The organism is Amycolatopsis sp. Hca4 (assembly GCF_013364075.1).
Taxonomy (GTDB): Bacteria; Actinomycetota; Actinomycetes; order Mycobacteriales; family Pseudonocardiaceae; genus Amycolatopsis.
The window spans coordinates 8,111,151-8,126,441 of sequence record NZ_CP054925.1 but is presented as its reverse complement, the minus strand read 5'-3'; the positions used below and the strand labels follow the sequence as shown (position 1 = coordinate 8,126,441).

The 15,291-nt window shown below is 72.5% G+C and carries 17 protein-coding genes; 9 read left to right on the top strand and 8 right to left on the bottom strand.

The genetic code is table 11. The features are described 5' to 3' along the window. Positions 1-65: 65 nt before the first annotated feature. Positions 66-440 carry a MerR family transcriptional regulator gene (locus HUT10_RS36960; protein WP_176175421.1) on the bottom strand — a complete coding sequence of 125 codons (375 nt, stop codon included), beginning with the start codon at positions 438-440 and terminating at the stop codon, positions 66-68. 54 nt (positions 441-494) lie between these two features. On the opposite strand from HUT10_RS36960, the gene HUT10_RS36955 reads away from it, so the two are divergent. Beyond that, on the top strand, positions 495-1,658 hold the full coding sequence (locus HUT10_RS36955) for an MFS transporter (protein ID WP_176175420.1): 1,164 nt from the start codon (positions 495-497) through the stop codon (positions 1,656-1,658). Positions 1,659-1,709: 51 nt separating this feature from the next. Here HUT10_RS36955 and HUT10_RS36950 read toward each other — a convergent pair whose 3' ends face one another. After that, positions 1,710-2,903, bottom strand: coding sequence for a glycoside hydrolase family 18 protein (locus tag HUT10_RS36950; RefSeq protein WP_217709791.1), 1,194 nt, complete (start codon positions 2,901-2,903; stop codon positions 1,710-1,712). 152 nt (positions 2,904-3,055) lie between these two features. Here HUT10_RS36950 and HUT10_RS36945 point away from each other — a divergent pair, with 152 nt between their 5' ends. Further along, positions 3,056-3,445 (top strand): hypothetical protein, encoded by a 390-nt coding sequence (locus HUT10_RS36945; protein ID WP_176175418.1) that lies wholly within the window; start codon positions 3,056-3,058, stop codon positions 3,443-3,445. A 17-nt stretch (positions 3,446-3,462) separates the two neighbouring features. Here HUT10_RS36945 and HUT10_RS36940 read toward each other — a convergent pair whose 3' ends face one another. Beyond that, positions 3,463-4,809, bottom strand: a complete 1,347-nt coding sequence (locus tag HUT10_RS36940; protein ID WP_176178216.1) for a pyridoxal-dependent decarboxylase — start codon at positions 4,807-4,809, stop codon at positions 3,463-3,465. 79 nt (positions 4,810-4,888) lie between these two features. On the opposite strand from HUT10_RS36940, the gene HUT10_RS36935 reads away from it, so the two are divergent. After that, positions 4,889-5,422 (top strand): GNAT family N-acetyltransferase, encoded by a 534-nt coding sequence (locus tag HUT10_RS36935; protein WP_176175417.1) that lies wholly within the window; start codon positions 4,889-4,891, stop codon positions 5,420-5,422. On the opposite strand, the gene HUT10_RS36930 is transcribed toward HUT10_RS36935, so the two are convergent. Continuing rightward, on the bottom strand, positions 5,412-5,879 hold the full coding sequence (locus tag HUT10_RS36930; RefSeq protein WP_176178215.1) for a nitroreductase family deazaflavin-dependent oxidoreductase: 468 nt from the start codon (positions 5,877-5,879) through the stop codon (positions 5,412-5,414). The two genes, HUT10_RS36935 and HUT10_RS36930, sit on opposite strands and share 11 nt — an antisense overlap. A gap of 42 nt (positions 5,880-5,921) precedes the next feature. On the opposite strand from HUT10_RS36930, the gene HUT10_RS36925 reads away from it, so the two are divergent. From HUT10_RS36925 to HUT10_RS36910, 4 genes are all read left to right on the top strand, one after another. Further along, the gene (locus tag HUT10_RS36925; RefSeq protein WP_176175416.1) at positions 5,922-6,551 is read left to right on the top strand and encodes a class I SAM-dependent methyltransferase; all 630 of its coding nucleotides are present in this window, start codon (positions 5,922-5,924) and stop codon (positions 6,549-6,551) included. A 97-nt stretch (positions 6,552-6,648) separates the two neighbouring features. Next, positions 6,649-7,827 carry a CdaR family transcriptional regulator gene (locus HUT10_RS36920; RefSeq protein WP_176175415.1) on the top strand — a complete coding sequence of 393 codons (1,179 nt, stop codon included), beginning with the start codon at positions 6,649-6,651 and terminating at the stop codon, positions 7,825-7,827. Between the two features lie 56 nt (positions 7,828-7,883). Then, positions 7,884-8,363, top strand: a complete 480-nt coding sequence (locus HUT10_RS36915) for a DUF2975 domain-containing protein (protein WP_176175414.1) — start codon at positions 7,884-7,886, stop codon at positions 8,361-8,363. Further along, the gene (locus tag HUT10_RS36910) at positions 8,363-8,575 is read left to right on the top strand and encodes a helix-turn-helix transcriptional regulator (protein ID WP_176175413.1); all 213 of its coding nucleotides are present in this window, start codon (positions 8,363-8,365) and stop codon (positions 8,573-8,575) included. Before HUT10_RS36915 ends, HUT10_RS36910 begins: the two co-directional genes overlap by 1 nt. Here HUT10_RS36910 and HUT10_RS36905 read toward each other — a convergent pair. Beyond that, a complete protein-coding gene (locus HUT10_RS36905; protein WP_176175412.1) occupies positions 8,572-9,069 on the bottom strand; it encodes a hypothetical protein in 498 nt (165 codons plus the stop codon). The genes HUT10_RS36910 and HUT10_RS36905 overlap by 4 nt on opposite strands. A gap of 271 nt (positions 9,070-9,340) precedes the next feature. On the opposite strand from HUT10_RS36905, the gene HUT10_RS36900 reads away from it, so the two are divergent. Beyond that, positions 9,341-10,408 carry a DUF3068 domain-containing protein gene (locus HUT10_RS36900; RefSeq protein ID WP_176175411.1) on the top strand — a complete coding sequence of 356 codons (1,068 nt, stop codon included), beginning with the start codon at positions 9,341-9,343 and terminating at the stop codon, positions 10,406-10,408. Here the strand turns inward: HUT10_RS36900 and HUT10_RS36895 are convergent. Then, complete coding sequence (locus HUT10_RS36895) at positions 10,405-11,100, bottom strand: bifunctional 2-polyprenyl-6-hydroxyphenol methylase/3-demethylubiquinol 3-O-methyltransferase UbiG (RefSeq protein ID WP_176175410.1); 696 nt, start codon at positions 11,098-11,100, stop codon at positions 10,405-10,407. The two genes, HUT10_RS36900 and HUT10_RS36895, sit on opposite strands and share 4 nt — an antisense overlap. Positions 11,101-11,261: 161 nt before the next feature. Here HUT10_RS36895 and HUT10_RS36890 point away from each other — a divergent pair, with 161 nt between their 5' ends. After that, positions 11,262-12,494 (top strand): glycosyltransferase family 4 protein, encoded by a 1,233-nt coding sequence (locus tag HUT10_RS36890; RefSeq protein WP_176178214.1) that lies wholly within the window; start codon positions 11,262-11,264, stop codon positions 12,492-12,494. Between the two features lie 908 nt (positions 12,495-13,402). Here HUT10_RS36890 and HUT10_RS36885 read toward each other — a convergent pair. After that, on the bottom strand, positions 13,403-13,585 hold the full coding sequence (locus tag HUT10_RS36885) for a hypothetical protein (RefSeq protein WP_176175409.1): 183 nt from the start codon (positions 13,583-13,585) through the stop codon (positions 13,403-13,405). A gap of 3 nt (positions 13,586-13,588) precedes the next feature. Next, positions 13,589-15,265, bottom strand: coding sequence for a hypothetical protein (locus HUT10_RS36880; protein WP_176175408.1), 1,677 nt, complete (start codon positions 15,263-15,265; stop codon positions 13,589-13,591). Positions 15,266-15,291: the final 26 nt, after the last annotated feature.

Here is a 15,291-nt window from a genome sequence, read left to right as displayed (position 1 = left end):
CGATCAGCGGGTTGTCCGCCTCCGCCACCGGGCGGGAAAGTCCGGGGCAGAGCCAGTCGCTGCCGTCATCGGCCTGCCGCGTCGTACTCGCGGACCGCGGCCAGGTACTCCCCGATCGCGTCGCGGTTGCGCAGCAGGCACTCCGCCCGCCTGGTCATCCGGTCGCGCTCGGCCTCCAGCGTCGCGATCATCTCCGGCGTCGCGTCCGGGAAGTAGATGGTCCGCGGTTTGTCCAGGCAGGGCAGGATCTGCTTGATGATCCGGGTGGGCAGGCCGGCGTCGAGCAGGCCGCGCACCTGGATCACCCGGTCGACCGTCGGCTCGTCGTAGTCGCGGTAGCCGTTGGGACCACGGGCGGCGATGATCAGGCCCTGCTCCTCGTAGTACCGGAGGAGCCGCCGGGACGTGCCCGTGCGCTCCGCGAGCTCACCGATCCGCATGTGCCCCACCTCACGTAGACCTTCACATCAATGTGAGGGTTCGAGCATAGCGGCATGACGAACCTCAGCACCCGCGCTTTTCCGCTCGCCGCCCTCCTCGCCCTGACCACCGCCGCGTTCGTCACCGTGCTCACCGAGGCGCTGCCCGCCGGCGTGCTGCCCGGGATGAGCGCGGGCCTCGGCGTCGGCGAACCCGCGGCCGGCCAGGCGGTGACGGTCTACGCGCTCGGCACCGCGCTCACCGCGATCCCGCTGGCCGCCGCCACCGCGCGGTGGTCGCGCAAACGCCTGCTGCTCAGCGGGGTCGCCGGGTTCGCGGTGGCCAACACCGTCACGACGCTGTCCGCGGACTACACGCTGACGATGGTGGCCCGCTTCGTCGCCGGGGTGGCCGCGGGCGTCGTCTGGGCCCTGCTCGCCGGGTACGCGCGCCGGCTCGCGCCGGACAACCAGGGGCGGGCCATCGCGGTCGTGATGGCAGGCATCCCGCTGGCGCTCTCGCTCGGCATCCCGGCCGGGACGTTCCTCGGCGGCCTGCTCGGCTGGCGCTCGGCGTTCGGCGTCATGTCCGCGATCGCCGTCGTGCTGCTCGCCTGGATCGCCGCGGCGGTGCCCGACGAGCCGGGGCAGGCGGGCGGCCGGACGCCGGTCCTGCGCACGCTCGCCGTCCCCGGTGTCGCGCCGGTGCTGGCCGTGACGCTCGTGTTCGTGCTGGCCCACACCGTGCTCTACACCTACGTCGCCGCCTTCCTCGCGCACGCCGGGCTCGGCGGTTCGGTGGACGTCGTCCTGCTGGTGTTCGGCGTCGCGTCGATGGCGGGCATCGCTCTCGTCGGTGCCGGGATCGACCGCGCGCTGCGGACGTTGACGGTGCTCAGCACCCTCGGCGTCGCGGTGGCCGCGGCCCTGCTGGCGGTGTTCGCGGGCAGCCCGGTGCTGGTCTGCGTGGCGGTCGCGCTGTGGGGGCTCGGCTGGGGCGGCGTCCCGACCCTGCTGCAGACGGCGGCGGGGAACGCCGGCGGCGATGCTGCGGACAACGCGCAGGCCATGCTCGTCACGCTGTGGAACGCCGCGATGGCCGCGGGCGGGGTGGCCGGCGGGGTCCTGCTCGACGCCGCCGGGCCGGCGGCCTTCCCCTGGACGCTGCTCGTGCTCCTGCTGCCGGTGCTGGCGATCGTGCTCGGCGCCCGGCGGCACGGGTTCCCCGCTCGCTCCTAAGTGGACGAAGGGCCCGGGCGCTCGCGCCCGGGCCCTTCAGCTCGAGGGGGATCAGCAGCGGCCGGCGATGGCCCGCAGCAGTTCGGCGTTCGCCGTGTCGCCGGACAGCTCCCAGGCGAACACGCCGCCGAGGCCCTGCGACTTCGCGTAGCCGGCCTTCGCCGACGCGGTCTCCGGCGTGTCGTAGCTCCACCACTGCGAGCCGCACTTCGCGTACGCCGTACCGGCGACGTGGCCGTTGGCCGGGCACTTGGTCTTGAGGACCTTGTAGTCCTCGACGCCCGCTTCGTAGGTGCCGGGAGCCGGGCCGGTGGCCGTGCCGCCCGGCTGCTTCTGCGTCACGCCGTCCCAGCCGCGGCCGTAGAAGCCGAGGCCCAGCAACATCTTCGCCGGCGGCACGCCCTGGTGGCGCAGCTTTTGGACGGCGGCGTCGGCGTAGAAGCCGGCGGTCGGCAGGCCCGGGTAGGCGCGCAGCGGCGAGTGCGGGGCGGTCGGCCCGGTCGGGCTGGCCCCGGCGACGAAGTAGTCGTAGGTCATCACGTTGTACCAGTCGAGGTACCGGCTCGCGGCGCCGTACTCGGTGGCGTCGATCTTGCCGTTCTTCGAGCCGTCGGCGGTGATCGCGGCGGTCACCAGCTGGCGCCCGAACTTCGCGCGCAGCGCCTTGACCAGCCCGGTGAACGCCTTCGGCCCGCTGGTGTCGCAGGTGTTGCCGCAGGCGTTGGGGTACTCCCAGTCGATGTCGATGCCGTCGAACACGCCCGCCCAGCGCGGGTCGTTGACCAGGTTGTAGCAGGACTCCGCGAACGCGGCCGGGTTCTTCGCCGCCTCGGTGAAGCCGGCCGACCAGGTCCAGCCGCCGAACGACCACAGCACCTTGAGCTTCGGGTGCAGCTTCTTCAGCTGGAGGAGCTGGTTGAAGCTGCCGTGCAGCGTCCCGGGCTCGGTGCTGTCGGCCTGGCCGCTGACGCTGGTGGCGGCGTCGTAGGGCATGTCGTGGTCGGCCCACGGGTCGCCGACCACGCACCCGCCGCCGGTGACGTTGCCGAAGGCGTAGTTGATGTGGGTCAGCTTCGCGGCCGAACCGGACGTTTCGATGTCCTTGACGTGGTAGCCGCGGGCGTAGACGTCCCAGTCGGCGAAGTAGGCCATCACCTTGCCCTGGGCCGGCGCGGCTTCCGCGGGCGGCGCGGCCACGGAGGCCCCGGCGAGCGCGAGTGCGATGACGGCGACGCGTTTTCTCATGCGGAGCACGGGATTCTCCTCACGACCCTGGCGGACCCGCCGAGACTAACAGGTCCAGACCATTTCGAACCAGGGTCAAATCAGTACGGTCAACGGATTTCCCGATGCTCCCCCAGCCGGGCGCGGATTCACGGACGTGCGATGATCGGGCGATGACCGAGTTCGGCTGCGCGCGCTGCTCCGGCGAAGACGCCCTGACCGCGCTGGCGTTCTGCACGACCCGGCTGAACAAGACCCATCGCCTGGTCGAGCGGTCCCATTTCAGCGTCTCACTGCGCCGGTGCCCGGAATGCGGCCAGTCGTTCGCCGCGATCTTCACCGAGTTCGTCGACCGGGAAGGCGAAGACGCGCAGTACTTCGACTTCGTCCCGCTCACCACGGCCGAGGTTTCCTCGCTGGCGGCGCAGGGTCCCCGCGTCGACCTCGCCGAGCTGGGCGCACTCGGCAGCGTCCGCCGCCGGCTGTCGTCGAGCTGGCCGACCGGCGGCGAGAAGGAGATCGCCTGGCGGACGGACTCGCTCTCGGTGCGCGAGGGTCACTGACCGGCGCACCGAGCGGCTCACCGGCCGGCCAGGCGGAGGATCGCCGCGGCGCTGCGGTCGACGTCGGCTTCGGTGGTCGACCAGCCGGACACCGAAATCCGCAGGTACCGGCGGCCGCGCCAGGTGGTGCCGCCGAGCCAGCACGTGCCGTCGTCCTGGATCTTCCGGATGAGGTCGTCGGTGTCGCCGCCGAAGGACACCAGGACCTGGTTGAGCACGACGTCGTTGGCGATCTCGGCCCCGCCCTCGGCGAGCTTCGCGGCGAAGCGGCGGGCCAGCCGGCAGCAGCGTTCGACGAGTTCGGCGACGCCATCGCGGCCCAGTTCGCGCAGCGCCGCCCACACGGCGAACCCGCGGGCGCGGCGTGAGGACTCCAGGGTCAGGTCGCCCATGCCGGACAGCTCACCGGCGCCGGTGAGGTAGGCGGCCCGGTAGGCGATCGCCGCGGCGTGGACCTCCGGGCGCGCGCAGAAGACGAACCCGGAGTCGTACGGGACGTTCAGCCACTTGTGCCCGTCGCAGGCCCAGGAGTCGGCGAGTTCGACGCCGTCGAGGAGCGGCCTGGTGCCCGGGGCGGCCGCGGCCCAGAGCCCGAACGCGCCGTCGACGTGGATCCAGGCGTCTCCCACGGCTTCCCGGGCGGCGCGCAGGTCGTCGCAGGCTCCGGTGTTCACGTTCCCCGCCTGCAGGCAGACGATCAGCGGGCCGCTCCCGGCCGCGCACACCTCGCGCAGGTCTTCGACGTCGATCGCGCCTTGCGGACCGGCCTTGACCGGCTCGACGGCGCGGGTGCCGAAGCCGAGCAGCCGCAGGGCGCGGTCGATGGTGGCGTGCCGCTCTTCGCTCGCGACGACCCGGACGCGTGGGGCACCGGCCAGCCCGTCGCGTTCGACGTCCCAGCCGGCTTCGGCGAGCACGTGGTGCCGGGCGGCGGCGAGGCCGGCGGTGTTCGCGGCCTGTCCGCCGGTGACGAACCCGGCGGAGGCGGTGGCCGGGATGCCGAGCAGCTCCTTCAGCCAGGCGCCGGCGACGTCCTCGGCGGCGGCCGCGGCGGGCGAGAGGACGGCGTTGAAGCCGTTCTGGTCCCAGCAGGCGGCCAGGACGTCGGCGGCGGTGGCGGCCGGGAGGGCCCCGCCGATGACGAAGCCGAAGAACCGCGGCCCGGCCGTGGCGACGAGCCCGGGTGCGGCGGCCCTGGCGAGCTGTTCGAGCACTTCGGACGGTGGGCTGGGGTCCTCCGGGAGCGGCCCGCCGAAGCCGGCCCGCAGCTCGGCGGGGTCGACGGGCCGGGCGACCGGCCGGTCCGCGAGGGTGGCCCGGTAGCCGGCGCCGAGCTCGGCGGCGCGGGCGAGGAGCGCGTGCATGTCGTCCACGAGACGACTGTAGGCCGGTCAGGACGCTGGGCCGGGAACAATCCGGGGCCTCCCGGCGTAGCGTCCTGGTATGGAGACCCCGTTGAGCACCGACCGCCTCGTGATCCGGGACTGGACGCCTGCCGACGCCGAAGCCGCGTTCGCGATCTACGGCGCGGAAGACGTCACGCACTGGCTGACCCCGGCCATGGACCGCGTCGGCGACATCGGTGCGATGCGCGCGGTGCTGCACGCCTGGCAGGAGGCGCAGCCGAACCTGCCGCCGCCGCGCGGCCGCTGGGCGATCGAGCGCAAAGAGGACGGTGCGGTGATCGGCGGCCTCGGCATCCGGCTGCTGCCACCGTTCGAAGAGGACCTGGAGCTGAGCTGGCAGCTCACCCCCGGCGTCTGGGGCAAGGGCTACGCGTCCGAAGCGGCGACCGCGCTGATCGAGTGGGCCTTCACCCAGGACACCGAAGAGCTGTTCGCCGTGGCGCGGCCGAACAACACGCGGGCGATCGCGGTCGCCAAGCGGCTCGGCATGCAGTGGGTCGGCGAAACCGACAAGTACTACAACCTGCGGCTGCAGGTGTACCGGATCCGGCACACCGACCTCATCGGCTGACCGGCTCCAGCAGGAAGACGCGGATGTCCCGGTGCGCGGCCCGCACGGCGTACCGGTCGTACGCGGGCCAGTACGCCGCCACCGCGTCCCACATCTCCTGACGCTCGTCGCCGGTCAGGAGCCGCCCGGCGACGTCGATCGTGCGCCCGTGCACCGAGACCGTCGCCTTCGGCTGGGCCAGCAGGTTCGCCGACCAGGCCGGGTGCGCTTCGCCGCCCCAGTTCGAGCCGATGACGACGTACCCGCCGCCCCGCTCGACGTACAGCAGCGGGACCTGCCGCGGCTCGCCGCTGCGGCGCCCGATCGTCGTCAGCAGCAACGTCCGCAGCCCGACCGCCGCACCGACGCCGACCCGGCCGCCGCTGATCCGCAGCAGCACCCGGTCGGCGGGCACGAGCGCCCGCCCGAGCACCGCGAACGCCCTGCTCTTGCCCAATCCGGCGAACACACCCCGCAAACCGGTCACGGCGTGATCCTAGGTCTGGCAAGGTCTGCGGGCATGACCCGCCCCGAAACCGCCGCCGAGGTCTTCGACGCGCTCGGCACGGCGTACGAGCACGCCTTCCGCGCCGCGACCGCGCACCGCGCCGCCGTCACCGACCTGCTCGCCGCCCTGTCACCCGGGGCGAAGGTGCTCGACCTCGGCGCGGGCACCGGGCGGCCCACCGCGGAACTGCTGGCCGCCGCCGGTCACGACGTCACCGGCTACGACGTCGCGCCGAAGATGGTCGCGATCGCCCGGGAGCAGGTGCCCGCCGCCCGGTTCGAGCTCGGGGACATGCGCGAACTGTCCTACCCGGACGCGACCTGGGACGCGGTCACGGCCTTCTTCTCGATGCTGCAGCTGCCCCGGGCCGAGCAGGAGGCCGTGCTCGGCCGCGTCGCGGACTGGCTCAAGCCCGGCGGCCTGCTGGTCTTCGCGACCGTGCCCGCCGACGTCGACGGCGTCGACATCGTCTTCATGGGCCACCCGGTCCGCGCGTACAGCTTCGCCGCCGGGGCGCTCAAGGAGCTGCTGGCCGCGGCGGGCCTGGAGGTCGTCCGCGAGGACGCGGCCGAGTTCGTGCCCGACCACCCGGACGCCGGCCCGGAGCCGCACGTCTACCTCACCGCGCGCAAGCCGGCCTGAACCCCGTCAAGTCCTCACCACCTCGATCACCCGACGGACATGAATTTTGCTCAAGTTCGTGCGTGTCCCGTGCGGCGGACCCGAGCTAAAGTGAGGGATGGGCATCGAAGCTCTCGCCAGGCCGGTCCCTCGCGAGCACCGTGAGCTGGTGCGCGAGATGCTGGCCCGGCTCCCCGAGTTCGCCGATCGCCTGGCCCGGCTGCTGGGTGAACAGGACGAGTTCTACCGGCAGGTCGAGGACGTCGCCCCGGGCGAGCTTCGGCAAGTCTGCCGGGCCAACCTCGAACGCGCGCTGACGGCACTGGCCGAAGGCCGCGGACTGGCCCTCGACGCCGCCCGCAAGACCGGACTGGCCCAGGCCCGCCAGGGCATCCCGCTGCCCGCCGTGCTGCGCGCGTTCCGGATCGGCGGCACCTTCGTCTACGAAGGCCTGCTGGAGCTGGCCGGCCCGGAGTTCCTGAACCCGACCCGGACGATCGAGATCAACTCCTACGTCTGGAAGGCGATCGACCTCTACTCCGACGCGCTGACCACGGCGTACGAGCAGGTCGCGGCCGAGCCGTCGCACGCGAACGCGCGGCTGCTGGACGACCTGCTGCGCGGCCGGCTGACCGGCCAGGCGGAGATGGAGGCCGCGGCACGCGAGCTGGGCCTGCCGACCGCGGGCATGTTCGTCGCCGTGGTCACCGAGCGTGTCGAGCCGGACGAGCACGACTCCGTCGAGGCGCTGCTGCGGGCGCGGCGCTGGCGGTCGGCGTGGCGCCCCGGCGGCGAGGCGGGCCTGGTCGCGATCGACCGGATCGAGGACGTCCGCCGGCTGCGCGAAACACTGGGGTCGCTGCCGGTCGCGGCCGGGCTGAGCAGGCCGTTCTCCGGTTTCCCCGACGTACCGGACGCCCTCCACCGGGCCCGGATCGCCCGCCGTTCCCTCCCGGCGGCGACGCCGGGTGTGGTGGTGTTCGGCGACTCGCCGGTGACGACGCTGGTCGCGGCGGCGCCCGGGATGGCCCGCGACGTCTGCCGGTCGGCGCTGGCCGGCGTGCTCGCCCTGCCGGGAGCGGAGCGCAAGGTCCTGCTCGACACCCTGCTGGCCTGGTTCGCCGGCGGCGGCTCGGCGAAGGACGCGGCGGACCGGTTGTTCGTGCACCCCAACACGGTCCGCTACCGGCTGCGGCGCGTGCAGGAGCTGACCAAGCGCGACCTGACCAACCCGGTGGACGTCGGCGAGCTGTACGTCGCCCTCGAGTCGGTGCGTCTCGATCCGGAGCCGGATTGATCGTTTCCCGATTACTACCGATTGACTTTCGATAGGAACCACGCGATAGTCGGCGCATGGTTACCGAGAAGTGGGCCGTTGCCGCGCTCAGGTTCTTCCTCGTGGTGCTCTTCGGCGTCCTGGTCGTGTTCCAGACGCTGTCGCTCCCGGGCGGGATCGCCTACCACACGCAGCAGAACCCCCACGACGCTCCGCTGCGCTGGCCGCTGACCGCGATCGCGGTGTTCCTCGTGCTGTGCGTCGAGGTGGTGGTCGTCGCGACGTGGAAGCTGCTGACGCTGGTCAAGAAGGACCGGATCTTCACGACGGCGTCGCTGAAGTGGGTCGACGCGATCGTCTGGGCGGTGGCGGCGGCGTGGCTGGTGCTCGTCGGCATGCTGGTCTTCGTGGGGCTCAACGCGGACGACCCGGGGATGCCGATGCTGTTGTTCCTGGTCACGGTGGCGATCACGGTGCTCGGCCTGCTGATGGTGGTCATGCGCGCCCTGCTGCGCCAGGCGACCACACTGCGCACCGACCTGGAAGCGGTCATCTGATGCCGATCGTCGTGCGCATCGACGTCGAGCTGGCCAAGCGCAAGATGAGCGTCGGGGAGTTCGCCGAGAAGGTCGGCCTGACGCCGGCGAACGTGGCGGTGCTGAAGAACGGCCGCGCGAAGGCGGTCCGGTTCAGCACGCTGGAGGCGATGTGCCGGGTGCTCGGGTGCCAGCCAGGTGACCTGCTGGAGTTCGTCGAGGAGGATCTCTAGGCCGCGTCGGCCTCCACCAGACGCGCCAGTTCCAGGAGCGTGCCCTCGAAGGACGGCCCCGCCGTCAGCGCCACCGTGAGCGGGACACCACGCCGTCCCGTCCCCACCGGGAGCCTCACCGCCGGTTCCGTCCACTGCGGACGGTCCACACCGGCCGAAACCACCACGTCCGGGCGGGCCGGGCGGGACCGGCGGCCGCCCGCGTCGAGGTCCAGCACCACGTTGCCGTGCAACGAAAGCAAGGCCGCCACGTCCGCGACGGCGTCCCGCAGCTCGCGGTCGGCGATCGAGTCCGAATGGGCGCCGATCGCCGGGCGGGCCGGCTCCGCGTCGCGGGTCAGGCGGGGGACGATCGCCGCCAGGTCGCCCGGGGCGCAGCTCAGCAGGCGGATACCCGGTACGCCCGCCAGGTCGTCGGTCAGGGTGATTCCCGCGCTCGCGGCGGCCGCCACGATCCGGGCCCGCCAGCGCGCGGTCGCCGCGATGGCGACCATCGATGGGTCCTGGAGCAAAAGGGACGTTCTCCTTCACGGTCCGGCGCGGCGGCTGGGGGATCGTCCGATGGTGGGCCCGTGCCCGTTGTGCCCGGGAACAAACATGTTTGGCCGCTTGGTCCGAACGGCGGTGCCCATGCGACCTTCCGGTGGCACCGCCGGGCTGTGACCGCCGGTCACACTTTGACGCGCGACGTGGCGCAGGCCACTATCCGTGCACCTGATTACCGCCGGGTAATTTGCGTGTACGGAGTACGACCCAGGAGGACCGTTGCGACGAGCTTTGGGCCTGATCTTGCTGGCGCTGGGGGTCTTCGCGGTCGCCGGGGCGGTGCTGCTGCCGACCTACGTCTACCCGAAGCTCGCCAAGGTGCCGCTGGACCAGGATTCGACGTCGGTGCTGGAAGGCACCGCGAGCCGGGTCCTCGCCGTGACCGACAAGGGTGCCGGCCCGGTCACCGAGATCCGCGAAAACGCGAAGCTGACCGCCACAGCCCGCGTCCAGGCGAACTTCTCCCGGCCCGAAATGCACGAGGGCACCGACTACGCGGTCTGGCTGCTCGCGGTGCAGGTCAAGGACGACGCTGACGGCACCGTGCTCAGCGCGAGCAAGCGGCAGGTCTGCTTCGACCGGCGCACCTCCGAGGGGTACGACCCGCGTGGCGCCAACGACCCGAAGTGCACCAAGGAAAGCAGCTACGTCACCGAGCTGCAGGCCAAGGCGGACAAGGACGGCCAGAAGCCGCCCGAGAAGAACGACTACAAGCCGCAGCCCGGCCTGAACTTCAAGTTCCCCTTCGGCACCGAGCAGAAGGACTACCCGGTCTACGACGACAACACCGGCAAGGCCGTCACCGCCCGGTACACCGGCACCGAGACGGTGAACGGGATCGAGACCTACAAGTTCGTCCAGAACATCCCCGACACCAAGCTCGAGACGAAGTCGGTGCCCGGCTCGCTCGTCGGCGCCACCGAGTCGAGTGTGGACGCGGACCTGTACTACCGCGGGGTCAACACGATGTGGGTGGAGCCGGTCACCGGGGTCGAGGTGAAGCAGCAGCAACAGCAGCACCAGGAACTGCGCCGCGCCACCGGCAGCCCGACCGTCGTGTTCGACGGGACGCTGTCCTACAACGCCAAGACGATCGCGCAGATGGTCGATCAGATCGACGAGAACAAGGGCAAGCTGGAGTTCCTGACGAGCACCGGCCCGCTCTGGCTCGGCATCGGCGGCGGCGTGGCCATCGTCGCCGGGATCTACCTGCTGGTCCGCCGTCGCCCGGCCGCCCCGCCGGCCCCGCCGCGGCGGCAGCGGGTGCCGGTCGGCGCGGACCGCTAGCGCTTCTTCAGCACCAGGACGAGATTCCAGGATGCGATTTCACGGAGGCCGGGAATCCGCACGATCCCCATCGCCCAGCTCGGGTGGTACCGCGGGTACCCGGCCACCAGGTCGGCGAGCGGCGTCGTCTTCGCCCAGCGGAGCGCGGCGCCGACCGAAACCGGGAAGAGGCTTTCCCCGAATTTGTTCTTCGGCTGCTTCCCGAATTTCCGGGCATAACGGCTCCTGGCGTAGTAACCGCCGAGGAAATGCCACGGCGCGGTCTCGTGGCCGCCCCACGGTGAATACCACGGCGTGAACGACGCGAAGACCGTGCCGCCGGGCTTGGTCACCCGGCACATCTCGGCGAGCATGACCCACGGCTCGGAGACGTGCTCCAGCACGTTCGACGAGTAGCAGATGTCCACGGACCCGCTGCGCACGGGCAGTTCCGTGCCGCTGGCGCGGATCATGTTCTCCCCCGGCTCACCACGGGCGGACAGCTCGCCGACGTCCGGGTCGAGGCCGAGGTAGACCGCGCCGGCCGCGCGGAAGGCGTCGGAGAAATAGCCCGGTCCGCCGCCGACGTCGAGCACCGTGCGCCCCGGCAGCGGAGCGTGGGACGCCAATTGCCGGACGGAGTCGGCGGCGAGCGCGGAATAGAAGCCGTCCGGGTCCGTCTGTTCGGTCAGGAATGTCCGGAACAGGGTCACCGAACGGCGGAGCGTGGCGCGGTGCGGCTGTGCCGTCGCGACGAGAACCGGATTACCTACCATTGAACCGTCGCTTTCCGGAATACGTTCATCTAGGGTGTACGCACCAGTAACCTAGCACCGTCGCCACAGTTTGGAAAAACCCGATGCAACGTCCTCGTGTGCTCCTCCTCAACTGGCGCGACACCGGCCACCCCGAAGGCGGCGGCTCGGAGCGGTACGTCGAGCGGATGGCCGAAGGCCTGGCCAGAGCGGGGTACCGGGTCGAGATCCAGTGCGCCGCGTACCCGGGCGCGGCGGCAGGCGAGTGGCGCGACGGCGTCCGCTACCGGCGGCGCGGCAACAAGTTCGGCGTCTACGCGCACGCCCTGCGCGCGATCCGCCGGGCCCGCGCCGACCTCGTCGTCGACGTGCAGAACGGGATGCCGTTCTTCGCCCGGCTGGTCGCCGGCTGCCCGGTGCTGGTGCTCGTGCACCACGTCCACAAGGAACAGTGGATCAGCGCGCTCGGCGAGACGCTGGGCCGGGTCGGCTGGTGGATCGAGTCGCGGCTGGCGCCGTGGCTGTTCCGCACGTGCTCCTACGTCACGGTTTCCGAGGTCACCCGGGCGGAGCTGGCCGGGCTGGGCATCGGGCGCGAGCGCGTCACGGTGGTCCCGAACGGCCTCGACGCACCCCCGCCGTACACGTCCGAACGGGACAGCGAGCCCACGCTGGTCGCGGTGAGCAGGCTGGTGCCGCACAAGCGCATCGAGCACGCCATCGACGTGGTCGCCCGGCTCGCGCGGCGCTGGCCGTCCCTGCGGCTGGAGGTGGTCGGCCAGGGGCCGTGGGACGAGGTGCTGCGCGCCCACGCGGCTTCGCGCGGGGTCGCCGACCGGGTCGTCCTGCACGGCTGGGTGGACGAGCAGGCCAAGCACGAGATCCTGGCCCGCTCGTGGCTGCACCTGTGCCCATCGGTCAAGGAGGGCTGGGGCATCGTGATCATGGAGGCCGCGGCGCACGGCGTGCCTTCGGTCGCCTACCGGGCCGCGGGCGGCGTCACGGAGTCCATTGTGGAGGGACGGACGGGCCTGCTGGCCGACGACTTCGACGACTTCACCACCCAGGTCGACCGCCTGCTGGCCGACGGCCTGCGACGCGCGGAGATGGGTATGGCGGGCGCGGAGCGGGCCGGGCGGTACAGCTGGGACGCGAGCGTCGGCCGGTTCGCGTCACTGGTGCGGGACGTCTCCGGGCAGCCGGTCCCCCGCCCGCGCACCCTGATCCCGCACCGCATCCCGGTACACGCCCAGGATCTGGGCAGCAGCCGCCTGGTCGAAGTCCTTGCCGCGAGCCCGCACCGTGACCGTAGTGGTCTCCCCGGTCGTCGCCGCGCCGAACGCCACGCCTGAACGGCCGCTCGCCGCCGGGTAGAACGCCAACGACCGGACCGTGTCCCCGGTGGACACCACGCCGAGGTTCGACACCAGGAACGTCGACCCGAGCCGGCTCGCCAGCAGCCGGGTGCCCAGCCGGGCCAGGCGGCTGCTGCGCGCCGGGAAGTCCGGCTCCGGTGGCTGGGCCGCCAGCACCGCCGCGACGTCCGCGCCGCGGCCCAGCCGCAGGCGGAAGAACGCGCTGTCGTGCACCGGTTCCGGTGCGGCACCGGACCGGCGTGACGCGCCCAGCGCCGCCACCACGCGGGCCGTGCGGGCGCCGTGCGCGCGGTTCCAGCGTCCGGTGGCGGCGACCGCCGCCGCGACGAACCCGGCGGCCCCCAGACGCAGGCGCGGCTCGTGTCCGGCCGCGAAGACGTCTCCGGCCGCTTCGCGCCCGTGCTCGGGCGCAATCCGGCCCGGTGGCGCGAAAAGCGCCTCGGCGAGCCGCTGGAGGGCCGAAACGGCAAAGGGTTTGCCGCCGGTCCGCGGCCCGATCCCGCGCGCCCCCGAGGAAACCGGGACGTCGAGGAGGACGCCGAGCAGCGCCAGCAGGCCGAGGCCGTCGAGCGCGCCGTGGTGCGCGGCGACGAGGAGTGTGCGTTCACCGGCGGCGACGCGGACCAGGGGTGCGCCGCGTTCGTAGGGCGCCGAGGCGAAGCGGTCGCGGACCGCGGGCAGGTCGGTGCTCCGCTCGATTTCCGGGACCACGCCGAGATGCGGGTACTGCGCGCACGCGGCCGCCAGCCGCGCCCGGAGCTTCTCCGGTTCCGGTGCGGCCGCGCCGAGTTCCGCTTCGAGGAGGATGCTCCAGGAAACGGTGGGGTCGCCGTAGAGCCCGACGACGCGGTGGGCGTGGTCGGAGGCGAGCCGGGTCACGCGCGTCAGCGGTCCCCGTAGAGCTTGAGCGGGTGGTCGGCGGGGTTGTACTTCACCTGCGCGTTGAGCTTCTCCTGCACCGGCGCGGCGGTGTCCGGGTCGGCCGAGGTGATGAGCGCGAAGCCCCCCGCTGTCGCCGCTCCGCCGCCGATGATGACGGCGACGATCGCGCCGATGAGCGTGCCCACGTGTCACTCCTTCCGCGCAGGGGAAATCCTGCCGCGGCCCAATGTACGCATCGGTAACATGCGGCACAACAGTGCGACGCACAGCAACGCCAGCGCTACTCCGTTCGCCAGCAAGACCGGCGTCCACGAGACCGCTTTCACCGCCGGCACACCCGGGGTCCGGTACAGCGTCAGCCATTCACCCGACCACACCGGTGTCGCGCCGGAGAGCCACCGCGGGTCGACGTAACCGGGTGTCCCGTGCTCGACGAGGATCCAGCCGACACCCGCGTCGGTGAGCTCCCGCGCCGAGGCCGCGGCCCGGACGTCGCCGATCCTCGGGTCTTCGCCGGCGACGCGCTCGGCGCCGACCTGCAGGGTGTCGTCCATCAGCACGGGTTGCGGCAGCACGCGCGGCGCCGGGTCGAGCTGCGTGCGTCCGTCGTTCCAGGCGAACCCGCGGAACGCCGAGAGCGGCACCGTGAGCACGTCGCCGGGCCGGTCACCGAGCTTTTCGGACACTGCCGCCCAATCGGCCGGGTACTGCGCGGTGGCGAGCCGTCCCCAGCCGCCCCACGCCAGGTCCGGCATGGTCAGCAGCGGGAAGACGACGGCCGCGGTCACGAGCGCGACGCGGCCGCTTTTCAGCTTCGCCGCGGCGGCTTCGACCGCCAGCGCGAAGCCCAGCGCGAGCGGCAGGGCCCACCACGCCACCCACTTCTGCGCGTCACGCAGGAGTCCGGCGCCGGGCAGGTACCGCGTTGCCGCGGCGAGCAGTGTGCCGCCACCCGGCAACGTCGCCAGCGAAGCCAGCAGCACACCCAGGACACCCAGCGCCGTCAGCGACCGGACCGGTGCCTTCCCCCACCGCTGCGCGAGCGGCCGGAGCCCCGCGATCGCGATGGCGACGACGATGAGCGTCAGCACGGGAACCAGCGGCACCGCGCGGCTGCCGGGCACGGTTTCGGCGTTCCAGATGCCGCCGAGGCCGAGCACGCTCAGCAGCGCGGGGCCCCAGCTTTCGGCGCGGGCGCTGAACGCCGTGACGCCGGCCGGGTCGGAGAACGTGCCGCCGGCGTTGAGGAACGTCGGGACCAGCCACGGCAGGTTGAGCACGACGGCGAGCGGGACGGTCTGCCAGAGCCGCCGCGAACCGGCGGCCACGACCATGGCGGCGGCCGCGAGGACGCCACCCGGCGGCGTCAGCACGGCCGGCGCGCAGGCGAGCACCAGCCTCGGCAGCCCCTGCGCTTCCTGCGCCCGGACTGCGAGTCCGGCTCGGACGATCCACGGCAGCGCCGCGTACGTCAGCAGCAGCGGCCAGTGCCCGATGAAGAGCCGCTCGGCGAAGTAGGGCGTCCAGGCGTAGGCCGTGGCCGCGACGAGCCGGGTGCCGAGGTGCTCGGTGGGGACGAGCCGTCCCGCGCCGAGCGCCGCCCCGAAAACGGCCAGGAGCAGCACGGCCTTCTGGACGAGGTCGCCGGGCAGCACGGTGGTGGCGAGCGCGACGGCGGCGTCGGCGGGGACCGAGCGCGGCAGCGTGGCGCCGGCCCCGAAGGCGTCCGGCACGAAGTACTGCCGAGGCGCGAACACCATGTCGTAGCTCAGCACGAACCCGCGGCCGAGCAGCGGCCCGCAGACGACGAACGCCAGCGCGGCGGCCAGCAGGGGAAGAGCCAGCCGCCTGCCCGGTGCGTTCACGGCCCTTCCTTTCCGTTGCGTGCGCG